This window comes from Hydrogenophaga sp. A37, assembly GCF_002001205.1.
In the GTDB taxonomy this organism is placed as follows: domain Bacteria; phylum Pseudomonadota; class Gammaproteobacteria; order Burkholderiales; family Burkholderiaceae_C; genus Hydrogenophaga.
This window is the reverse complement of the sequence record NZ_MUNZ01000073.1, coordinates 66736-86905: the sequence shown is the minus strand read 5'-3', so window position 1 is coordinate 86905 and position 20170 is coordinate 66736. Positions and strand designations below refer to the sequence as shown.

Sequence of the window (20170 nt, the reverse complement as noted above, 5' to 3'; positions counted from 1 at the left end):
GTGGAGGCATGGCGCGCCGCTGGGCGGGCAACTGGCAACTTTTCCCGGAGCGGGTGCATTGACTCCCTCTCCCGCTGGCGGGAGAGGGTTGGGGTGAGGGTGGCCACGCAGTTCATACCTCCAGGGCCTCGATCATTCCCACCACCGGCTGCAGGCGGTGCTCCAGCTCGGCGAGCAGGGTCTGCTCCAGCTCGGCCTCGAAGCCCTGCAACCAGCGCAGGTCGTCGGGGGTGTCTGACGCGGCGGCGGCCTGGCGCAGGGCCTTGAAGCGCGCCTTGAGGTAGGCGGGCAGGCCGGCGAGCAGGCGCTGCTCGCGCCCGCCGAGCATCTGGTCCATCACGGCGTCGAGCGCGGCGAGCTGGGCCAGGCGAGACTCGCCTTTGGCCAGCGTCTGGCGCACGTGTTCGCGCAGCGCGTCCACGCTCATCTCCATGCGGCGCTGCTGGTCCTGGTAGCGCTGGTGGAACAGGGCGAACTCGGTGTCGAGATCGTTGGCGTCGGGGCGGTGCTTGGGGTCGCGTGTGGTGATGGATCGGGCCAGCACGGTGCGCACGCGGTCGAGCTCGGTCTGCAGCGTGTTGGCAGCGGCGGTGGGTGCACGCCCAGGCTGCTGGGCCGCGCGCGCACCCACCGCCGCGATGCTCGGGTGGGCCGAGCTCAGCGTGATGGCGTCGGCCACGTTCAGCCACTGGCCGAGGCGCTCGGCCAGGTCTTGCCGGGGCGCGTCGGTCAGGGCGGGCGCGCCCTCGGGCAGAAAGCCCGCGAGCTGTCGCACCAGGGCCGGGCGGTTGAAGTTGCTGCGCAAGAAAACGGTCCTTCGCGCCACGGGGGCGCTGCCTTCGAATGGCATCAGATGGGGCGGCCGCGCAGCGGGGCTGGCAGCGGACGGCGGGTGCCCGGAGGGCGGCGTTGACGCGCCAGGGGCACGTCGGTCGCCCCTCGCACCGGCCCCGGTGCGTTCACCGGGGCGGTGGAGGCGGCCGGCCGGGTGGGTTCACACCGGCACAGCCGCCCCAGGGGCGAGGCCGGATTTTACTGGGCGGCCATTTGTAACAAATCGCCTCTGCACGGCCCATGCCGCACACACGAAGTGAAACCGCCCGCCCCCAGTGAAGGAGGCGGGCGGTTCGGTGGTTCACGGCGCCAAAGCGCCACCCAAGATGCATGAAGCAGCGCCACCCAGGGCACCGCCGGGCCGGCTTTTCCGGACGGCCAGTGCGCCTTGCAGGCCGCAGCCTCGCCGGAGTCGAGGCTTCTTCGGGCTGTCCAAGCCTGCGCAGGCAGGCTTGGAGCCGCGGCCCTCAGCCCCCCTTAGGGGGGTCGCGCGAAGCGCGGCGGGGGGTTTCGCGTCAATGACCTGTTTTGAACACGGCCACCGCGGCCACCAGCTGCTCGGCCTGCTGCTTCAGGCTGTCGGCGGCGGCGGCGCTCTGTTCCACCAGCGCGGCGTTCTGCTGGGTGCCCTGGTCCATCCGGGTGATGGCCTGCCCCACCTGCGCCACGCCGGCGCTCTGCTGCGAACTGGCGGCGCTGATCTCGCTCACGATGTCGCTCACGCGGCGGATCGAGGTCACCACCTCCTGCATGGTGACGCCGGCCTGGTCGACCAGGGTCGAGCCCTGCTCGACGCGGTCCACGCTGGCACCGATGAGCGCCTTGATCTCCTTGGCGGCCCCGGCACTGCGCTGGGCGAGGTTGCGCACCTCGGCCGCCACCACCGCGAACCCACGGCCCTGCTCGCCGGCCCGCGCCGCCTCCACCGCCGCGTTGAGCGCGAGGATGTTGGTCTGGAAAGCGATGGCGTCGATCACGCCGATGATGTCGCTGATCTTGCGGCTGCTCTCGTTGATGCCCTTCATGGTCTCGACCACCCGGCCCACCACGTCACCGCCCTGCACGGCCACGGCGGACGCGCTGTGCGCGAGCTGGCTGGCCTGGCGGGCGTTGTCGGCGTTGTGGCGCACGGTGGTGCCCAGTTGCTCCATGGTGGCGGCCGTCTGCTGCAGCTCGCTGGCCTGCTGCTCGGTGCGGGCAGACAGGTCCTGGTTGCCTGAGGCAATTTCCTGGCTGGCCTGGGACACGTGGTCGGAACCACGGCGCACGTCGGTCACGGCGCGGGCCAGGCCCTGCTGCATGTTGCCCAGCCAGGTGAGCAAGCTGTCGGTGTCGCCGCGCTTGAGCGCGATGGACGTGCTCAAATCGCCCTGCGCCACGGCCCGGGCCACGGCCACGGCCACACGCGGCTCGCCGCCGAGCTGACGCAGCAGGTGGCGCGTGATCAGCGTGCCGAGCCCGATGCCCACCACCAGCGCGAGCCCCAGCAGCACCACCACCGCCAACCGCGCCTGGTTGTAGACCTGCCCCACAAAGGCCGCCGCGGTGTCGCCGCCCTGGTAGTTGAATTCGATGAGCTTGTCGAGCGCGCCCACGGCTTCGTCAAACGCCATGCTGGACGCCCCGTCGGCGATGTCAGCGGCGTCCTGATGCTGTTTGTCGCGCCCGAGCTTGATCACGCGCTCCTGGTTCTTGCGGTACTCGGCCCAGGCTTTGTCCAGCACGCCGAACAGCTCGGTTTCTTGCGGGCTGTCCACCCGCGACTTGTAGCTGTCCAGCAAAGTGCCGATGCGCTTGGCCGCCTCGGCCATCTTGTCTTCGTACTCGGCGTGGTAGCTGGTGTCGTCGGTGCGGCTGTGTTTGACCTCGAAAGTGCGCGACTCCAGCACCTGGGTCCGGGCGTCCGAGAGATTGCCCACGCCTTTGAGCCATTTGGCGGACAGCAGCACGGCCTCGCCGTCCACGCTGCGCAAGCCCACCAGCGCCGTGGCGCCCAGGGCGGCGGTCAACACCAAGATGGCAGTGAATGCGAGAAACAGCTGACGGCCGACCGGCAAGCGGTCCAGCCACCGACTGGGTCGGATGGTGAATGTCATGGCGCCCTCCCTCTCAATGAAACGCGGGTGTCTTACTTCTTGTGTCCGATGTAGCTCACCCCGATGGTCTTTCCAGCGCCGTCCTTGATCGGGTTGTAGCAGGCGTCGAAAGCCGTGCCGAGCACGTCAATGGGGCCGCAGTACTGCTGGCCTTTGGTCACGGCGTCGTAGGCGGCGTTGCGGGCCAGCTGGGTGCCGATGCCGCGCTTGCCTTCGGGGGTCAGCACATTGGTGCTCACGCGCACGAACTCGTCGCCGGCTTTCACGAAGACCGTGGCGGTGGCCTGGTGGTCCTTGCGGATGCCATCGACCACATCGAAGTTGTTGTTGATCTTGCGTTGGCCAAAGTAGATGGCGGGCACTTCCTTGTCGGCCACCTTGTCCACGCCCTCCACGCGCGGTGCACCGATCTTGGCCAGGCGGGCGTCGAGGTCGGCGATGGTGGCCTTGGGATCGGCGGCATGGGCCTGGGTGACACCGATCACCAGGGCGGCGATCATCAAAAAGGATTTCGTGTGTTGCATGGCTGCTCCAATGAGGGGGCGGTTGGAAAGAAGGGACCGAAGAAGGAACCGGCATCCGCACAGCGAATGTCTTTCGCATATCGGTGGATGCCCACCAGACTTGAGACAGGCGCTGCCAGGGGCCCCAGGTCCGTCCATGCATTGTGTGGAACGCCCGCCTGCGCAAAGGCAGAAACAACGGTGCAACGGCCGTTCAGTTCGGACGGTCAGCCTCGCCCTGGCGAGACGCTCTTGAGACGCTTTTGTCAGTGCGGGCGGGCGGCCTTGAGCACCTGCGTGCCCTGCTTCGCCAGCGCCTTGAGGGTCTGGAAGTCGGCGTCGTGTTCGACCACGAGGTGATCGATCTCGCGGACGGGTGTGACGCGGTGTGGCAGCTGCAGACCCAACTTGTCGTTGGTGGCCATGGCCACGCAATGGCGGCTGACCGCGCGCAAGGCGCGCTTGAAAGCGGCGTCGGCGGCGTCGACGGTGCAGACACCGGCATCGACCGTGATCCCGCAGGTGCCGAGGAAGCAGCGCTGGATGTTCATCTGGCCGACGGCCAGCACAGCGGCGGCGTCGATGCAGCCACCCACCAGCGGGTCGACCGAGCCGCCGACCATGATGAGCTGCACGTCTTGGCGGCGCAGCAATGCGGCGGCAATGTCCACCGAGTTGGTGGCCACGGTGAGCGCGTGGTCTTCGGGCAGGCACTCGGCCAGCGCCAGGTTGGTGCTGCTGCTGTCGAGGAACAGAAATTCGCCGGGTTCGATGGTCTCGACCGCCACCCGCGCCAGCGCGGCCTTGCGCTCGCGGCCTTGGTCCATGCGCACCGCCATCGGGGTCGCGCCGGGCAGGGGTGGCAACGCGCCGCCGTAGACGCGGCGGCCGCGCCCTTGGGCGGCCAGCGCGCGAAGATCGCGCCGGATGGCGTCGTCCGACACCTGGAATTCGGCGGCCAGCGCAGTGGCCACCACGGTCTGGCCCTGGGCCAGGCGCGCGGCGATCAACTCGCGGCGCTCGAGCGGTGGATTCGTGTACATACGCGGATCATAACGCGCACAAACAAGAATTCAACCATGCATAAACGTTCGCCCTTCACACCACCAGCACAGCGCGGAAATCGTTCACGTTGGTGTGCGTGGGGCCGGTGATGACCAGGTCGCCCAGCGGTTCGAAATAGCCGTAGGCGTCGTTGCGGGCCAGGTGGTCGGTGACTTTCAGGCCCAGCGCGGCGGCGCGGGCCAGGGTGTCGGGCGACACCAGCGCGCCGGCGTTGTCTTCCACGCCGTCGATGCCGTCGGTGTCTGCGGCGAGCGCCCACACACCGGCCTGCCCGCCCAGCGCCTGGGCCAGGCCGAGGCAGAACTCGCCTGCCCGGCCGCCGCGACCCTTCTTCTGGCCTTCGGTGCGCGGGCGCACCGTGACCGTGGTTTCGCCACCGCTGAGGATCACGCAGGGTTTGGCGAAGCTGCTGCGGCCCAGCGCCGTGGAGCGCGCCAGCGCGGCGTGCACCTTGCCAATCTCGCGCGACTCGCCTTCGATTTCGTCGCTGAGCACATAGACGTTCAGGCCGAGCGCGCGGGCCGCGTCGGCGGCAGCGTCCAGGCTTTGTTGGGGCGTGGCGATGAGGTGGGTTTGAATGCTGGCGAGTCGCGCATCGCCAGGCTTGGGGGTTTCGAGTGCGCCGGCCTCCAGCTGTTGCCGGACAGCTTCAGGCACCTCAATGCCGTATCGGCCCAGGATGTCCAGCGCCTCGTCGCAGGTGGACGCGTCGGCCACGGTGGGGCCGCTGGCGATCACGCTCACGTCGTCGCCCGGCACGTCGCTGATGGTGAGCGTGACCACGCGGGCCGGCGCGCAGGCCGCCGCGAGGCGCCCGCCCTTGATGGCCGAGAGGTGCTTGCGCACGGTGTTCATCTCGCCGATGTGCGCGCCGCTCTCCAGCAGCTGGCGGTTGATGCGCTGCTTGTCTTCGAGCGTGAGGCCGTCGCAGGGCAGCGTGAGCAGGGCTGAACCGCCGCCCGAGATGAGACAGAGCACGAGGTCGTCGGCGGTCAGACCTTCGGTGAGTTTCAGGATTCGCTGCGCGGCCTGCAGGCCGGCGGCGTCGGGCACAGGGTGCGACGCTTCGACCACCTCAATGCGCTCGGGCAAGCCGGCGGGGCGCGGTGGCGTGTGGTGGTAGCGCGTGACGACCAGGCCCGAAAGCGGCGCGTCGGTCGGCCACAGCGCTTCCACCGCCTGCGCCATGGCGCCACCAGCCTTGCCGGCGCCGAGCACCAGGGTGCGGCCTTTCGGGGGCGGCGGCAGGTGGGCGGCGGTGTTGCGCAACGGCAGCGCGCGCTGCACCGCCACGTCGTACAGATGGCGCAGAACGGCGCGCGGTTCGTGAAGGGAAGGGCTGGTCATGCGCGTCTCCTGTCTTGCTGTGTGTTCGACCGAGCGGGCCGGCGGCGCGTGGGGTGGGCTTGGCACAAAATGCCCGCATGCGGCGCATTGTCGCGCAGCCCTTCACACCGCAGACCATGCCCAACCTGCTGATCCAACACGCCGGCTGCATCGCCACCTTCGACCACGCCGAGCCCTCCAAAGGACGGGAGTTGAAGGACGCGAGCCTCTTCGTTCGCGACCACGTGATCGAGTGGATCGGCCCCGCCGCAGAGCTGCCGCCGGTGCTGCGCGAAGCGGCTGATGACACCATCGACGCGCGCGGCCACCTCGTCACGCCCGGGCTGGTGAACACCCACCACCACATGTACCAGTCGCTCACGCGGGCCATCCCGGGCGTGCAGGACGCCGAGCTGTTCAGCTGGCTGCGCGGGCTCTACCCGATCTGGGCCGGGCTCACGCCCGAGATGGTGCAGGTCTCGACCCAGGTGGCGATGGCCGAACTGCTGCTGAGCGGCTGCACCACCAGCAGCGACCACCTGTATATCTACCCCAACGGCGTGCGGCTGGAAGACAGCATCGAAGCCGCGCAGCAGATCGGCATGCGATTCGTGGCCACGCGCGGCAGCATGAGCGTGGGGCAATCGCAAGGTGGTTTGCCGCCCGACCGCGTGGTGGAAAAAGAAGACGCGATCCTGAAGGACAGCCAGCGCCTGATCGAAACCTGGCACAGCGCGGCGCACGGCGCCATGGTGCAGGTGGCGCTGGCGCCTTGTTCCCCGTTTTCGGTCAGCCCCGATCTGATGCGCCAGAGCGCCCTGCTCGCCCGCAGCTTCCAGGGCCAGGGCGTGCGCCTGCACACCCACCTGGCCGAAAACGACCACGACATCGCCTACAGCCGCGAGAAGTTCAACAAGACGCCCGCGCAGTACGCGCAGGAGCTGGGCTGGCTGGGCGAGGACGTGTGGCACGCGCACTGCGTGAAGCTCGACGACGAAGGCATTTCGCTCTTTGCCGCCAGCCGCACCGGCGTGGCGCACTGCCCCTGCAGCAACATGCGCCTGGCCAGCGGCATCGCCCCCATCCGCCGCATGCTGAACGCGGGCGTGCCGGTGGGCCTGGGCGTGGACGGCAGCGCGAGCAACGACGCGGCGCACATGGTGAACGAAGCGCGCCAGGCGATGCTGCTGGCGCGCGTGGGCCGCGCGTTGATGCCACCGGAAACCCGGAATGGAAAAACCTTCTTCGGCTGCGACCTCGGCCCGGCCGAGATGACGGCACGCGACACCCTGCACATCGCCACGCGCGGCGGCGCCCAGGTGCTGGGGCGCCAGGACATCGGGCACCTGGCCGTGGGCATGTGCGCCGACCTCGCGCTGTTCGACCTGCGCACGCTGGGCTTTGCCGGCGGCGCGGTGCACGACCCGGTGGCCAGCCTGTTGCTCTGCGCCAGTCCGCCCGCGGCCTACACCGTGGTCAACGGCCGGGTGGTGGTGCGCGAGGGCCAGCTCACCAGCGTGGACCTGGGGCCGCTGGTGGAGCGGCACAACCGGCTGGCCGGTGTCCTGTCCCGCCAATAGTTGTATGAAATGAAACCGATGGATTCGCGCCCAGGGCAAGGCGCAAACCGCAGCGATAGCTTGTGCTATCGCGAGGATTTGCAACGCCGCCATGGGTGTGAAGACGCGGTTTCATATGCAAGCTATTGGCGGGACAGGACACCGGGCTTTGGCCGAGGCGGCGCGCAAAGCCTGAGCCCCTGCGGGACAATGGCCCGATGACCCCTTCCCCCTCCATCTGGAGCCCCCTGCGACAGCCCGCTTTCCGCGGGCTGTGGCTTTGTGGCGCCGTCTTTTTCATCGGCGCGGGCATGCAGACCATGGCGGCGGCCTGGCTGATGATCGAGCTCACCGGTTCGTCCTTTCTCGCCGCGCTGGTGCAGACCGCGGTCTTCCTGCCCATGTTCCTGCTGGCGCTGCCCGCCGGGGTGCTGGCCGACACCACCGACCGCCGCCGCCTGATCTCGGGTGCGCTGATCGCGCAGGTGGCCGCCTGCGTGCTGCTGGCGCTGCTGGTGCTGGGCGGCTGGGGCGGGCCGGCCACGGTGCTGTTCCTGGTGTTCGTGTGCGGCTGCTGCACCGCCGTGTTGACGCCGGCGTGGAACTCGTCGGTGGTCGACCCGGTGCCGCGCGACGAGTGGCCGCAGGCAATCACCGCCATCGGCATCGCCTACAACGCGGCGCGCGCCATCGGCCCCACGCTGGCCGGCCTGCTGTTTGCCGCGCTGGGCGCGGGCTGGGTGTTCGTGGTCACGGTGTTCACCACGGGGGTGATGTGGGAGTCGATCCGCCGCTGGCCGCCGAAGGCGCACCCGCCTTCGCGCCTGCCGGCCGAACGCCTCTGGGGCGGCACGCTGAGCGGCCTGCGCTTCGCCTGGCACTCGCGCATCATCCTCGCGCAGCTGGTGCGCGTGATGGCGTACAGCTCGGCCGGCTCGGCGCTGTGGGCGCTGCTGCCGGTGATCGCGCAGCGCCAACTCGGCACCGGCGCGCAGGGCTTCGGCCTGCTGATGGGCTGCATGGGCACGGGCGCGGTGGCCTCGGGCCTGGTGATCGGGCGCCTGCGCAGCCGCTTCGGGCTCGACGCCATCATTGCCGCGGCCTGCGTGGCGTTTGCCACCGTCATGCTGCTGGCGGCCTGGGTGCGCGTGCCGGCACTGGTGTACGCCGCCATGGCGGTGGGCGGCGCGGCCTGGATGGCGGCCATGTCCACCTTCAACACAGCCACCCAGGCCAGCGCCCCGCCCTGGGTGCGCTCGCGCGCGGTGGCGCTGCACATCGTGGCCTCGCTCGGTGCGTTCGCCATCGGCTCGGCGTTCTGGGGCGCGGTGTCCGACATCGCCGGCCTCACCACGGCGCTGGTGGCCGCCGGTGCCCTCATGGCCGCGGGCCTGCTGCTGGCGCGCCCGTTCCCGCTGCGCGTGGGCGAGGCGCACGAAGTGACCCAGGGCACCCCGTGGGACGAGCTGTTTGTGAACGACGAACCCAGCCCCGAGGCCGGCCCGGTGGCCGTGGAAGTGGGCTACCGCATCCGCGCGGGGGACGACAAAGTCTTCCTCGACACCATCAGCCGCATGAAGGCGCCCCGACGGCGCGACGGCGCCACCTTCTGGCGCATCTACAAAGACCTGGGCGAGCCCTCGCGCTATGTGGAGCGCTTCATCGTCACCTCATGGGCCGACTACCTGCACCAGCGCGCCCGCGCCACCGTGGCCGACCACGCGCTCGAGGCCGAGGTGCGCGAGTTTCTGGCACCGGGCGAAAGCGCGCACATGTCGCACTACATCGCAGAGAGGTGACCCCCCTGCAGCGCTTCGCGCTACCCCCCGAGGGGGCGGCACTGGCCGTCCGGCGGAGCCGGCCCGGCGGTGCCCTGGGCTGCCTCCCCTGCTCGCTTCGATGTGACGCTCCGGCGCCCTGAAAACGATTTCAGACCACGCTCAGCACGCCCGTGAGCCAGGCGCTGATGTCGGCCAGCTCGGCGTCGCTCACCTCGTGGCCCATGTCGTAGAGGTGCCAGTCCACGAGGTGGCCCATGACCTGCAGCACGGTGCGTGCGGCACGGGCGCGGTCGATGGCGACCACCTCGTCCTGCTGACCATGCGCCAGGAAGATGGGCAGGCGCTGGTTGGCGATGTTCGACTCCATCTGCAGGGTGCGAGCGCCCAGGGGCAGGTAGCCCGAGAGCGCCACGATCGCGGCCAGGCGCTGGTGCGCACGCAGGCCGGTCTGCAAGGCGAGCACGGCGCCCTGCGAAAAGCCCATGAGCACGATGCGCTCGGACGGCATGCCCTGCGCCTGTTCCCGCTCGATCAGGGTCTGAACCAAGCGCTGGGAGGCACGCAGGCCCGCCTCGTCCGCCGGCTGGGACGCATGGCGCGACGCCGCGGGTGGCGCGGCGTCGTACCAGGCGTGCATGTCGGTGCCGTTGAAGCTCATGGTTCGCGTGGGCGCATCGGGGAACACGCAGCGCACCGGACCCACGGCCGACAGGTCCATGTGGCGCAGCAGGGGCACGAAGTCACTCCCCTCGGTGCCCAGCCCGTGCAACACGATGAGGCTGGCCACGGGCGTGGCGGACGGATCGCGTCCGGTCACGAACTCCTGCAATTGGATGGTCTGGGGCAATGAATCTGGCGCATACATCGGCCCAGCATAAGCGCCCGCCGACCACCGATGAAACGAAACGGGCCATCAACGGCCCTGTGGTTGCACACGGATGCAGATTTCACAAACAAACGCCACATGGCCACGATTACCAGCGCGTTGATCTCAAGTGCTGGAAGCGGCCGAGACGGCAATACCCCAACCAGCGCCGGACACCCGATTGGTTAGGATGGCACGGGCCAGTCAGGCCATACAGAGGGAGGACATAGCAGATGGATCGATTTCGACTGACCCTGTCTTTGGGCAGCCCGCTGGTCGTCAATGGCGGCTACATGACGCTCGACGCCTTGCTCGCGGCGCTGATCTACGAGGCGACCGACGATCTGGAGCAGGCCCACAGCCAGATACCCCTGAAAAACACCCAGGGCCTGTGGCACGGCAGCGCGGCCATCTTCGAGCCATGGGACACGCAGCGGGTGAGTTTCGTTGCCAACCTGCGCGCCTCGCACGATCTGGACATCGATCTGGTGGCGCAGAACAAGCAAGGCCAACCGCACACCAAACTCGGCCTCACCCGGCGCCGCGAGTTTGGCGCGGTGATGAACAGCTACCGCGCCATCGCCACGCCCGAGGTGACCTGGTACGCCCAAGGCGATAGCGCCCAGGTCGAACGGCTGCTCAGCGGCGTGAGCTTCATTGGCAAACGCCGAGCCAGCGGGTTCGGTCAAGTCACCGGCATGCGCATCGAGCCCGACGAACTGGACGGCGTGGTCGGCCCTTTCGGCGACCCGCTGCGCCCTGTGCCCATCGACCTGTTCGCAGGCAACGGCACCGCTCTCAAAGCCGACGCCGCCTGGCGGCCGGCCTACTGGCATCCCACCAACCGGGCCGTGTGCTTCGTGCCACAGGGGGTGGCATGAACACCTTCGAATTCTTCAACGAACACTTCGGTCGCCACCTCGTCGCCATCGGCCACGAATCGCCCCACGACGCCACCGCGCGAGCCCTGAGCAGCAACCACCGGCTCGCCAAAGGCAGCGAAAGCCGCTTGTCGTCCGGCTGGGCCATCGTGCGGCCCGGCACCTCCAGCGTGCAGCTCAAGCTCGCGGCCGCCCATCTGCACTTCGACGAACGCACCCGGGTCGAGGCCTTTCTGGACGAGCTGGCGCACTGGGACGAAAAGAGCCCCCGCATCTTCCTCATGTTCGACAAAGCGCCCGTGCCCATTGCCCACCTGTTTCTCACCGTGGACAAGCGCGCCGTTCGCATCTGTTCACCCGCAGGCGTTGAAACCTTCAACTGGAACGAAGCCCCGTCGCCGGAATCTGGCGGCATTCAGAAAGCCCTTTGGAAACGGAGGACCCCCGCATGATCGACCACACCATTCCCAAGCCTGCGCGCACCGCCGGCTACCCATTGCACCGGCTGGTGGCCGAGCTGGTGGACGGCAGCCCCGCGCTGTTTGCCGACCACGGCGACCACCTGCTGGTGCGCACCGAAAAACCGCTCACGGCGAACGGCAAGCGCGTGAAAGCCCCCGCCGGTGGCGACCTGCTGGCCTTTGAACTCCAGGCCTGTGCCGCCAGGCGCCAGGGCGGAAAAAACATCTACCCCGAGCTGGGCGACTGGCGCAGCCGCCGCGAATGGCTGGAAACCGAAGGTGTCAAACACGGCTTTGCCGTCATGGCCGTGCACGTGACGGCAGACCGCCTGCAGGTCAGCGCCGCCGGGGGCAGGCGCTTCTGGATCGACGCCAGCCACTTCACCGGGGTGCTCAAAGTCACCGACGCAGCGCTCCTCGCCCAGGCCCTGGCCACCGGCATCGGCCGCGTGGGCAAGGCCTTCGGCATGGGCCTGCTCGAAATCTGAATCTCGCCAACACAGGAGGACACACCATGAACCCACGCATCGTCATCAACGCCACCCTCACCACCGTGGGGCCGCTCTCCATTCGCATGCCCAAGTCCGAGGGCGGCCGCGAAAACGCCTTTGACAACTTTCCCGTCATGACCCGCGGGGTGGACGACACCGGCAACCGCCTGCAAACGGGCTACCTGCCCGCCACCACCCTGCGCGGCTTCCTGCGGCGCGCTGCGACATTGCGCAACATGCGCGCCGCCGCCGAAGCCGGCAAGCCTTACAAGCTGCCGCAGATCTACAGCGAAATGATCGGCCAGGACGCCGAGAGCGAGAAGCAGGCGGGCGACATCGACCTGCTCGCCCTGCGGCAGGCGCGCGAGGCCAACGCCGTGCTCGACCTCTTCGGCAGCGGGCTGGGCATCAAATCGCGGCTCAAAGTCGGCCACTTCATGCCAGCGGTGAACGTGTTGCCCGAGGCCTTCACCGGCGTTCGCAAAGACCTGGACGACACCGAAGAAGCGCTGGACCTCATGGACCCCGCCGACCTGCAAGCCTTCGCCAGCCGGAGCGACAACAACAACCGGCGGGCCGCTGCGGCCGCGCTCGTCAAACAGCTGGAGGGACAGGTCAGGCGCCTGGATAAGAAGGGCGAAGCCGTGCCCGAAGACGTCGCCCGCTCGCTGGCGCTGGCCAAGGCCGAAGAAGCCCAGTTCAAGGACGCCATGGGCGACATGCAGAACAGCACCCGCACCATCGTGCAACACCACGCCCTGCCCGCTGGCCTGCCCCTGAGCGGGCGGCTGGTGATCGACGCGGCGCGCGAGCGCGATCTGGAGCTGCTCGACCACGCACTGGACGCCCTGAGCCAGCGCCCTCTGCTCGGCGCGCACAGCGCCCGGGGCTGCGGCGAGGTCGCGGGCCTGTTCCAGTTTTTTGACGCTGAGGGGAAGTTGTTGAAAACGGTCTCGGTGGGAGGGTTCCAGCCAGCGCAGGTCACCCGTTTTTGAGCTGCACAGAAGCGGTTTTTCCCTTCAGAGTCACGCCATTGAGGTCCAAGCCGCCCTGTAAAAGGGTGGCTACTAGAAGTACACCGCTGACTACATCGTGTCGAACTCGGTCCAAGCCGCCCTGTAAAAGGGTGGCTACTAGAAGTAGTCGCCGGCCACCATGATCAGCCTGTTGGTCCAAGCCGCGGAAAGGGTGGCTACTAGAAGTGGCTGAAACGCTTGGTGCCGTCTTTGCCTGTCCAAGCCGCCCTGCAAAAGGGTGGCTACTAGAAGGGAACGACGGAGCAGAAGCATGCCGGCACTGTCCAAGCCGCCCTATAGAAGGGTGGCGACTAGAAGGTGTACTCACCGCGCTTGAATGCTGTGTACCTCCAAGCCGACCGGTAAACGGGCGGCTACTGAAAATTGATTCTCTGTGCGCGAGCACGTACCGAGGACAAGCCAAGGAGTAGCAACGAACTGCTAAAAATCCAACGACGACGCTGGGAATCAGCAATGCCACCGCCCTTACCCAAGCCTGTACCGCACGGCGTTTCGCGATACTCGGCACCATGCGAGCCCAAGCCAACGACCTCCACAGCCTGTTTCGCTCAGCCGACCAGGCCAACTTCCACGCCGTCCTCGCGCGCCACATGGCGGCGCCCGACGCCCCCTTGCTGCTGGAAGGCAGCACCGGCCTGGGCAAGACGCGCGCGGTGCTGGCCGCCGCGATGCACGCGGCGTCAGAAGGCCAGCGCATTGCCATCGCGCTGCCGAGCCACCAGCTCATCGATCAGTTGATGGCCTCCAGCGACATGAGCGCCACCCGGCGGCCTGGGGTGGCGGTAGCGGCCTTTCGACCAGCGCGCTGGTTTGAACGCCCCGCCGACCACAAGGCCCACCGGGCGGAGGCGATGGCGGCCGGGGTGATGGTGTGCACCAGCGCGGCGCTGATCATCGACCAGCGGCTGGGCGGCGCCTACAACGGCGCGAGCACCCGGGACTACCTGATCTTTGACGAGGCAGACCAACTGCCCGACGCCGCCGCCCTGCAAAGCGACCGAGAGATCACGACCGCTGCGCTGCAAGCGCTGGGCATCAACGCCACAGACACCGCAGCTGCGCTGGCGGCGGTGGTTGCCGACACGCGGGCCGAGTCGGAGGTGCGCGCCGCTGCCCTGTTGATGCAGGACGCGCTGGCCGAGCCCGCCTGGTACCAGCGGGTGGGTTTCACGGACGATGGGGGGCTTGCCCTGCACCACCAGTTGCCCGGGCGCCTGCTGCGCAAGCTGGCGAACCGGCCAGCGGTGGCCTTCATCAGCGCCACGCTTTCGGTGGCGGGCCGTATGGACGATTTCAAGCGCGCCATGGGCATCGGTGAACAGAGCGCGCACTCGGGCAGCCTGGAGCCCGCGCGCCACGGCGCGCTGACCTTCCGCGTGTCGGACCTTCAGGTGGACACGGAGGCCTGGCTGGAGGCGGTGACGCAGTGTGTGCGCCAGGCCGAAGCCACGGGCACGGTGCTGGTGGTCACGCCCAGCCACGCGCTGGCGCGGGCCCTGGGTGAGCGGCTGCCCGGCGCCACCGTGCGCCAGGCAGACGAAACCGTCAGTGCGGCGGCAGCGCGCATGGGGCCGAGCCGCACGCTGGTGGCCACCGCTGCCTGGGCAGGGTTGGACACGCCGGTGATCTGGCAACACATCGTGGTGCCACGCATACCGTTTGAGAGGCCCGTGGTGATCGACGGCCACACCGAGAGCCGCTACGTGGACACCCGCAACACGGCGGTGCGCCGGATGCGGCAGGTCATTGGCCGGGGGCTGCGGTCCCCCGACGCGGTGTGCACGGTCCACATCCTCGATGAACGCTGGAAGCAGGTGGCGGGGTTTGTGCCAGAACGCTTTCGCGCGGCATGGCAGCAGCGCATCGGTTTCACCGAAGGCGCGCGCTCGGAGCTGGTGCTGTCACGCGCTGAGCGCGACCCTGCGGTGCGCCGTGCGGCCCTGGCTCACCATGGCCGCCGCTGCATGGCCTGCGGGTTCACGCCGAGGGTGGACAGCCAGCTCGACGTTCACCACCTGAACCCTGTGGCCGATGGCGGCGAACGGGTGACCACGCTGGCCGATGTGGCGGTGCTGTGCGCCAATTGCCACCGTCTGGCGCACTCGGAACAGCCACCAATGACGCTGGAAGCGCTGCGATCTCTGGTGCAGGACTGAAGCGCCTCAGGCGCCCAGGCGGGCCACCAACCAGGCGTTGAGGTCGGTCACCTCTTCGGGGCACACCGAGTGCCCCATCGGGTAGCTGTGCCACTCCACCGCGTAACCGAGCGATGTCAGCGCGTCGCGGGCCGCGGTGCCGCGCTCCATGACCACCACGTCGTCTTCTTCGCCGTGGGCCAGAAAGATCGGCGTGGCGCGGTTCGCGGGGTGGACTTCGGTGGCGGTGTGCTCGGCCAGTGCGAGGTAGCCTGAGAGCCCCACCAGCCCGGCCAGCCGCTGAGGCGCGCGCAGCCCGGCCATGAGCGTGACGACGCAGCCCTGAGAGAAGCCCATGACCACCACGCGCTCGGGCGGCACGCCGCGCCCGGTCTCGCGGTCGATCAGGGCCTGCACGATGGCCTGGGCACCGCGCAGGCCCGCCTCGTCTTCATGGCGTGGGATGGCGGGGTCGGTGCTGGGCGGATGGATGTCGTACCAGGCACGCATCTCGTACCCGCCATTGATCGTGACCGGCCGCACCGGCGCGTTGGGGAACACGAAGCGCACCGGGCCGATGGCACTGAGGTCAAGCTCCTGCGCAATAGGCACGAAGTCGCTGCCGTCGGCGCCCAGGCCATGCAGCACGATGATGCTGGCCGCGGGCTGGGCGGCGGGGTCACCACCGGTGACGAATTCGCGAAGCTGGATGGAGGGGTTCGGGCTCATGGCGCCAGCATAACGCGACACAGGGCCGGCAGCCGCTCAGCGGCGGCGTCCGCCCTCGTTCCAGATGTCTTCGTCGACTTGGCCTTTGAGCTCGGTGTACATCGCCGGGTCCAGGGTCGTTCCCCCGGAACGCGCGCCTCAGCCCCACTGCACGCAGCGCATCGACAACGTGCCTTCGTGGAACCCTTCGAAGACATGGCGCGGCTTCTCGCCCGACTGCGCGGCGCCGGCCGCGTAGAGCATGGGGAAATAGTGGTCCGGAAACGGCACCGCCGTGCGGGCGCCTTCGGTGAGGCCTTCCCAACCGGCCAGGGCCTTCGTGTCGCCAGCGTCCATGGCCAGCTTCACGGCCAGGTCAAAGTCCTGCGCCCAGGGTTGGCTCGCACTGTCGGTTTCCCCGGCGTCGCGGCTCAGGATGCGCAGGTTGTGCACCACGTTGCCGCTGCCCACGATCATCACGCCCTCGCTGCGCAGCGCGGCCAGCGCACGGCCCAGGGCGAGGTGGAACGCGCCATCGCGGGTGATGTCGATGGAGAGCTGGAACACCGGCACGTCGGCCGCCGGGTACAGGTGCTTGAGCACGCTCCAGGTGCCGTGGTCGAAACCGCGCGCGGCGTCCTGCCCCACCAGACGCGGCGCCAGCCGGGCGGCGGCCCTCAGCGCCTCGGCCGGCGCACCCGGTGCGGGGTATTGCACCTCGTACAGCGGTTTGGGAAAACCACCGAAGTCGTAAATCATCGGCGGCTTCGCGGTCGTGGACACGCGCGTGTCGCGCTCGCTCAGCCAGTGCGCCGAGACCATGAGGATGGCCTTGGGCCGGCCGAGCGCCTCGCCCCATTGGGTCAGGGTCTGCGTGAAGCGGTTGCTCTGTATCGCGTTCATCGGGCTGCCATGGCCGATGAACAGGGCCGGGGCCGGGCCGGTCATGAGCGGGAGGGTGCTGGGCAGGGTCTGGGCCTGGGCGTTCGGGATCTGGCGCAACCAGGCGCCCAGGGTCAGCAAGGCAGCGCTGACGCCGGTGGCGGCCACCAGCGCGCGGCGGGGAAGTTTGTGGTCTGAGGTCATGTTCGAGGCGGAATGATGACCCATTGGGAACACCTACAGCCCCAACAGTTCCCGCGCCTTCGCAAAAGACGCGGCGGGTTGCAGCACATCAAAGTGCACCACCTGCATGCCGGCTTTCACGCCGCCGTCGGCATTGCGTTTCTGGTCGTCCACGAACACGCAGGCGCTGGCGGGCAGCCCCAGCGCTTCGGTCACCGCCGCGTAGGCGCGCGGGTCGGGTTTGAGGATGCCGGTGTAGGTGGCGTCCACGATCAGCTCGAAGTGCTGAAGCAATGGCAGGCGGCTTCGGAAGTCGGCGCCGTAGAACAGGTCCAGCTCGTTGGAGAGGATGGCCAGGCGCTTGCCGGCCGCCTTGGCTGCCTCGATGGTGGCCACCGCCTCGGGCCGGATCACCGCTTCCACATCGGCGCCGCGCGCGCGCTGCACGAAGGTCTCCATCGAGTCCCACTCTTCGCCAACGAGACGGCCGACCTCGCGGGTGCGGGCCATCCAGTAGTCGCGCTCGCTCAGCTGGTCGGCCTGCATGGCCTGCCAGAGCGGGTCGGTGGAGGGGTCGAACGGGCCCTTCCAGGTGAGCGTGCCGGGCGGCAGGCCCAGTGCCTGTTCGGTCAGGGGATGCGTTTCGAACAGCATGCGGCTGATGACGCCGCCGAAGTCGAGCACCAGTGCCTGTGCCGTTGATGCTTCGCTCATGCCGCCCTCCGCTCGTCTTGGGCGTCGATCACCCCCGGCGGCACCAGACCGGCGGCCACCCAGGCATCGAACACCTGGAGTGCGGCCTGCACGAAGGCCTCGTCGTTGATGTGGGCGTCCACCGGCTGGAACACCGTGTCGGGCGAGACCACGTGGCACATCTCGTCCACAAACGCCTTGAGGCCCTCGGGGTCGTGCAGGGCTTCACCCGGGCGGTCCCACTGCTCCACGCCGCCCGTGGGCAGCAGCAGGCAGGTGGGGCCAGTGGCTTCGGCCAGGCGGTCGCTGATGGCGCGCGCCACGCTGCGGCGCATGTCGTGGTCCACACAGACCGAGGCGATCAGGCGGTTGTGGTCGTGCACAGGTCGCCCGGCGAAACGCTCGGGGCAACGCGTCCAGGCCGCAAAGTCCACCATGTCGGTGGCACCGGGCGCCACGATCTGCGGCACACCGGCGCGGCCTGCGCCGAGCAGGCGCTCAGCTCCGGCGCTCACGCAGCTGCCGGCCAGATCGTTCACCAGCTCCTGCAGGCTGAAGTCCATCACACAGGCGAAGTAGCCACGTTGCGCCAGGTCTTCGAAGGCGCGGCCGCCCATGCCGGTGGTGTGGAACACGGCGAGCTCATAGCCACGCGCTTCCAGCGCGGGCCTGAGCTTCTTCATATAGGAGAGCGCACTGCTGCCGAGCGAGGTCATGCCCACCACGGGGCGCGGATCGTGCTCGACCCCGCGCGCCAGGCAAGCGCCCACCACAGCGCCCGCCGCCTGGCTCAACGCCGACTTGCACAGGCGGTTCAGGCCGTACAGGCCGCCAGCCCAGAGCCGCATGATGAGATCGGGCGGAATGCGGTCGGGCGGGATCAGCGGCGAGTACGCGATGGTCGAGAGCACGACCTTGGGCACGCCCAACGGCAGGCGGTTGGTCACGTCCAGCGCGAGGTCGGTGCCCATGGTGCCGCCAAGGGCCAGCAGGCCGTCGAAGCGGCCTTCGAGGTACCACTGGTTGGCGATCAGGGCGGCGCCGTCGGCCATGAGCTTCATGGAGGTGTTTTCGTCGCCGGTCTCCATCACCTGCTGCAGGGTCACTCCCGCGGCCGCCGCCACCTCGGTGTTGAGGATGTCGGGCGTGAAGCCGCCCTTGCCCAGCACGCCCACGTCCATCACCAGGGCCGTGCCGCCGCAGTGTTCGACCGACTCGCGCAGGAAGGCCATCTCGTCGCTCTTGGTGTCGACGGTGCCGATCAGCAGGATGACGGGCGCGCGGTCCGCCTTTGTCGGGCTCACAACGTCGCCTCCACCGCAGCGAAGGCGGCCTCCAGCGTGTCGCACAGGTGGTTGATCTCTTCGAGCGAGATCACGAGCGGCGGGGAGAGGATGAGGTTGGGGCCAGAGATGCGCACCATCAGGCCGCGCTGGTAGGCCTCTTTGGCCACGCGCGCCGGGATGTCACTGCTGCGCGGCATGGGCGTGCGCAGCGCCTTGTCGTCGACCATCTCGATGCCCAGCATCAGCCCCACGCCACGCACGTTGCCGACGAAGCTGCAGCTGGTCTCCAGCTTGCGCAGGCGCTCCTGCAACACCGCGCCCACGCGCCCTGCGTTGCCCGGCACGTCGAGCCGTTGAATTTCGTCCAGCGTGGCGAGCGCGGCGGCGGCACCCACCGGGTGGGCGCTGTAGGTGTAGCCGTGGCCCACGGCGGCCTGGCCGGTCTTGTCGTCGTTGAACACCTGAGACACCTTGGCCGAGATGGCCGTGGCGCCCAGCGGCACATAGCCCGAGCTGATGCCCTTGGCCAGGCACCACATGTCCGCGTTCACACCCCACATCCGTGTGCCGAACAAATGGCCGGTGCGGCCGAAGCCGGTGACCACCTCGTCGGCGATCAGCAGCACGCCGTGTTTGTCGCAAATCTTGCGCACCAGCGGCCAGTAGTTGGCCGGCGGCACGATCACGCCGCCCGCGCCCTGCACCGGCTCGGCAATGAAGGCGGCCACGGTGTCCGGCCCCTGGAACACGATCTCGCGCTCCAGCAGCTCGGCGCAGATCTCGCCCAGCTCCAGCGGGTCGTCGCTGTAGGGGTTGCGGTAGAGCCAGGGCGTGTCGATGTGGAAGCAGCCAGGCAGCAGCGGCTCGTAGGCCCGGCGGAAGTTGGTGTTGCCGTTGACGCTCATACCGCCAAAGTGCACGCCGTGGTAGCCCTGGCGCAGGCTGATGAACTTGAAGCGGTCTTTCTCGCCGCGCAGCTTGTGGTACTGGCGCGCCAGCTTGAGCGCGGTCTCCACCGCGTCGGAGCCGCCGCTGGAGAACATCACGGCCGACACGCCGTCGGGCTCCATCAGCTTCACCAGCCGGGCTGAGAGCTCGATGGCGCGCGGGTGTGAGGTGCCGCGGAACGTGTTGTAGAAGGGCAGCTCGTCAAGCTGGGCCACGATGGCGTCGCGCACGGGTTTGGCACTGTGGCCCAGGTTGCTGGCCCAGAGGCCGCCCACGCCGTCGAGCATCTTGTGGCCGTCCACGTCCCAGATCCAGCAGCCCTCGCCGCGCGCCACGATGTCGGGCTTGGCCTTCTTCATCGCCGCCGGGTGCGCCATGGGGTGCCACTGGAACTGGCCGTTGTCTGCTTTGAGTTGTTCGATGGTGTTCATGTGCG

18 protein-coding genes are annotated in these 20170 nt (G+C 68.7%); 7 read left to right on the top strand and 11 right to left on the bottom strand.

The window, feature by feature from the left end; all coding sequences use genetic code 11:
* Positions 1–112 precede the first annotated feature (112 nt).
* The 5 genes from B0E41_RS06025 to B0E41_RS06005 all read right to left on the bottom strand — a co-directional run bounded on the left by B0E41_RS06025 (position 113) and on the right by B0E41_RS06005 (position 5845).
* The gene (locus B0E41_RS06025) at positions 113–805 is read right to left on the bottom strand and encodes a DUF3348 family protein (RefSeq protein WP_171984681.1); all 693 of its coding nucleotides are present in this window, start codon (positions 803–805) and stop codon (positions 113–115) included.
* A 544-nt stretch (positions 806–1349) separates the two neighbouring features.
* Positions 1350–2930: a methyl-accepting chemotaxis protein gene (locus B0E41_RS27710; RefSeq protein ID WP_077329936.1), complete on the bottom strand. Its 1581-nt coding sequence runs from the start codon at positions 2928–2930 to the stop codon at positions 1350–1352.
* A gap of 32 nt (positions 2931–2962) precedes the next feature.
* Positions 2963–3454: a Cache 3/Cache 2 fusion domain-containing protein gene (locus B0E41_RS06015; protein WP_253194639.1), complete on the bottom strand. Its 492-nt coding sequence runs from the start codon at positions 3452–3454 to the stop codon at positions 2963–2965.
* 245 nt (positions 3455–3699) lie between these two features.
* Positions 3700–4476 (bottom strand): DeoR/GlpR family DNA-binding transcription regulator, encoded by a 777-nt coding sequence (locus B0E41_RS06010; RefSeq protein ID WP_077329932.1) that lies wholly within the window; start codon positions 4474–4476, stop codon positions 3700–3702.
* 55 nt (positions 4477–4531) lie between these two features.
* Positions 4532–5845 carry a glycerate kinase gene (locus tag B0E41_RS06005; protein ID WP_077329930.1) on the bottom strand — a complete coding sequence of 438 codons (1314 nt, stop codon included), beginning with the start codon at positions 5843–5845 and terminating at the stop codon, positions 4532–4534.
* A 116-nt stretch (positions 5846–5961) separates the two neighbouring features.
* Here B0E41_RS06005 and B0E41_RS06000 point away from each other — a divergent pair, with 116 nt between their 5' ends.
* Together B0E41_RS06000 and B0E41_RS05995 are read left to right on the top strand one after the other, a co-directional pair.
* Positions 5962–7404 carry an 8-oxoguanine deaminase gene (locus B0E41_RS06000; protein WP_077329965.1) on the top strand — a complete coding sequence of 481 codons (1443 nt, stop codon included), beginning with the start codon at positions 5962–5964 and terminating at the stop codon, positions 7402–7404.
* Positions 7405–7529: 125 nt separating this feature from the next.
* The gene (locus tag B0E41_RS05995) at positions 7530–9182 is read left to right on the top strand and encodes an MFS transporter (RefSeq protein WP_290440838.1); all 1653 of its coding nucleotides are present in this window, start codon (positions 7530–7532) and stop codon (positions 9180–9182) included.
* A 130-nt stretch (positions 9183–9312) separates the two neighbouring features.
* Here the strand turns inward: B0E41_RS05995 and B0E41_RS05990 are convergent, their stop codons facing one another.
* A complete protein-coding gene (locus B0E41_RS05990; RefSeq protein WP_253194637.1) occupies positions 9313–10011 on the bottom strand; it encodes an alpha/beta fold hydrolase in 699 nt (232 codons plus the stop codon).
* 251 nt (positions 10012–10262) lie between these two features.
* Here B0E41_RS05990 and B0E41_RS05985 point away from each other — a divergent pair, with 251 nt between their 5' ends.
* The 5 genes from B0E41_RS05985 to B0E41_RS05965 all read left to right on the top strand — a co-directional run bounded on the left by B0E41_RS05985 (position 10263) and on the right by B0E41_RS05965 (position 15055).
* On the top strand, positions 10263–10910 hold the full coding sequence (locus B0E41_RS05985; RefSeq protein WP_077329924.1) for a hypothetical protein: 648 nt from the start codon (positions 10263–10265) through the stop codon (positions 10908–10910).
* The gene (locus tag B0E41_RS05980) at positions 10907–11362 is read left to right on the top strand and encodes a hypothetical protein (protein ID WP_077329922.1); all 456 of its coding nucleotides are present in this window, start codon (positions 10907–10909) and stop codon (positions 11360–11362) included. The genes B0E41_RS05985 and B0E41_RS05980 overlap by 4 nt, the downstream gene beginning before the upstream one ends.
* Positions 11359–11859 (top strand): type I-E CRISPR-associated protein Cas6/Cse3/CasE, encoded by a 501-nt coding sequence (gene cas6e / locus B0E41_RS05975; protein WP_077329920.1) that lies wholly within the window; start codon positions 11359–11361, stop codon positions 11857–11859. The genes B0E41_RS05980 and cas6e overlap by 4 nt, the downstream gene beginning before the upstream one ends.
* A gap of 26 nt (positions 11860–11885) precedes the next feature.
* Entirely contained in the window at positions 11886–12857 is a 972-nt protein-coding gene (locus tag B0E41_RS05970) for a hypothetical protein (protein ID WP_077329918.1), read from the top strand.
* A 551-nt stretch (positions 12858–13408) separates the two neighbouring features.
* Positions 13409–15055, top strand: coding sequence for a DEAD/DEAH box helicase (locus tag B0E41_RS05965; protein ID WP_077329916.1), 1647 nt, complete (start codon positions 13409–13411; stop codon positions 15053–15055).
* Positions 15056–15061: 6 nt separating this feature from the next.
* On the opposite strand, the gene B0E41_RS05960 is transcribed toward B0E41_RS05965, so the two are convergent.
* From B0E41_RS05960 to B0E41_RS05940, 5 genes are all read right to left on the bottom strand, one after another.
* On the bottom strand, positions 15062–15763 hold the full coding sequence (locus B0E41_RS05960) for an alpha/beta hydrolase (protein ID WP_077329914.1): 702 nt from the start codon (positions 15761–15763) through the stop codon (positions 15062–15064).
* A 138-nt stretch (positions 15764–15901) separates the two neighbouring features.
* The gene (ygiD, locus tag B0E41_RS05955) at positions 15902–16828 is read right to left on the bottom strand and encodes a 4,5-DOPA dioxygenase extradiol (RefSeq protein WP_253194635.1); all 927 of its coding nucleotides are present in this window, start codon (positions 16826–16828) and stop codon (positions 15902–15904) included.
* 33 nt (positions 16829–16861) lie between these two features.
* Complete coding sequence (locus B0E41_RS05950; protein WP_077329912.1) at positions 16862–17521, bottom strand: HAD-IA family hydrolase; 660 nt, start codon at positions 17519–17521, stop codon at positions 16862–16864.
* Positions 17518–18804 (bottom strand): Tm-1-like ATP-binding domain-containing protein, encoded by a 1287-nt coding sequence (locus B0E41_RS05945; RefSeq protein ID WP_077329910.1) that lies wholly within the window; start codon positions 18802–18804, stop codon positions 17518–17520. Before B0E41_RS05945 ends, B0E41_RS05950 begins: the two co-directional genes overlap by 4 nt.
* On the bottom strand, positions 18801–20165 hold the full coding sequence (locus tag B0E41_RS05940; protein ID WP_077329908.1) for an aminotransferase class III-fold pyridoxal phosphate-dependent enzyme: 1365 nt from the start codon (positions 20163–20165) through the stop codon (positions 18801–18803). The genes B0E41_RS05945 and B0E41_RS05940 overlap by 4 nt, the downstream gene beginning before the upstream one ends.
* Between the last annotated feature and the right edge of the window lie 5 nt (positions 20166–20170).

Coding starts and splice junctions, on each gene's coding strand:
- B0E41_RS05970 (WP_077329918.1), top strand. CDS start 11,886: ATGAACCCACGCATCGTCATCAACGCCACCCTCACCACCGTGGGGCCG.
- B0E41_RS27710 (WP_077329936.1), bottom strand. CDS start 2,930: ATGACATTCACCATCCGACCCAGTCGGTGGCTGGACCGCTTGCCGGTC.
- B0E41_RS05965 (WP_077329916.1), top strand. CDS start 13,409: ATGCGAGCCCAAGCCAACGACCTCCACAGCCTGTTTCGCTCAGCCGAC.
- B0E41_RS05980 (WP_077329922.1), top strand. CDS start 10,907: ATGAACACCTTCGAATTCTTCAACGAACACTTCGGTCGCCACCTCGTC.
- B0E41_RS05985 (WP_077329924.1), top strand. CDS start 10,263: ATGGATCGATTTCGACTGACCCTGTCTTTGGGCAGCCCGCTGGTCGTC.
- B0E41_RS06010 (WP_077329932.1), bottom strand. CDS start 4,476: ATGTACACGAATCCACCGCTCGAGCGCCGCGAGTTGATCGCCGCGCGC.
- cas6e (WP_077329920.1), top strand. CDS start 11,359: ATGATCGACCACACCATTCCCAAGCCTGCGCGCACCGCCGGCTACCCA.
- B0E41_RS05940 (WP_077329908.1), bottom strand. CDS start 20,165: ATGAACACCATCGAACAACTCAAAGCAGACAACGGCCAGTTCCAGTGG.
- B0E41_RS06005 (WP_077329930.1), bottom strand. CDS start 5,845: ATGACCAGCCCTTCCCTTCACGAACCGCGCGCCGTTCTGCGCCATCTG.
- B0E41_RS05960 (WP_077329914.1), bottom strand. CDS start 15,763: ATGAGCCCGAACCCCTCCATCCAGCTTCGCGAATTCGTCACCGGTGGT.
- B0E41_RS05950 (WP_077329912.1), bottom strand. CDS start 17,521: ATGAGCGAAGCATCAACGGCACAGGCACTGGTGCTCGACTTCGGCGGC.
- B0E41_RS06015 (WP_253194639.1), bottom strand. CDS start 3,454: ATGCAACACACGAAATCCTTTTTGATGATCGCCGCCCTGGTGATCGGT.
- B0E41_RS06000 (WP_077329965.1), top strand. CDS start 5,962: ATGCCCAACCTGCTGATCCAACACGCCGGCTGCATCGCCACCTTCGAC.
- ygiD (WP_253194635.1), bottom strand. CDS start 16,828: ATGACCTCAGACCACAAACTTCCCCGCCGCGCGCTGGTGGCCGCCACC.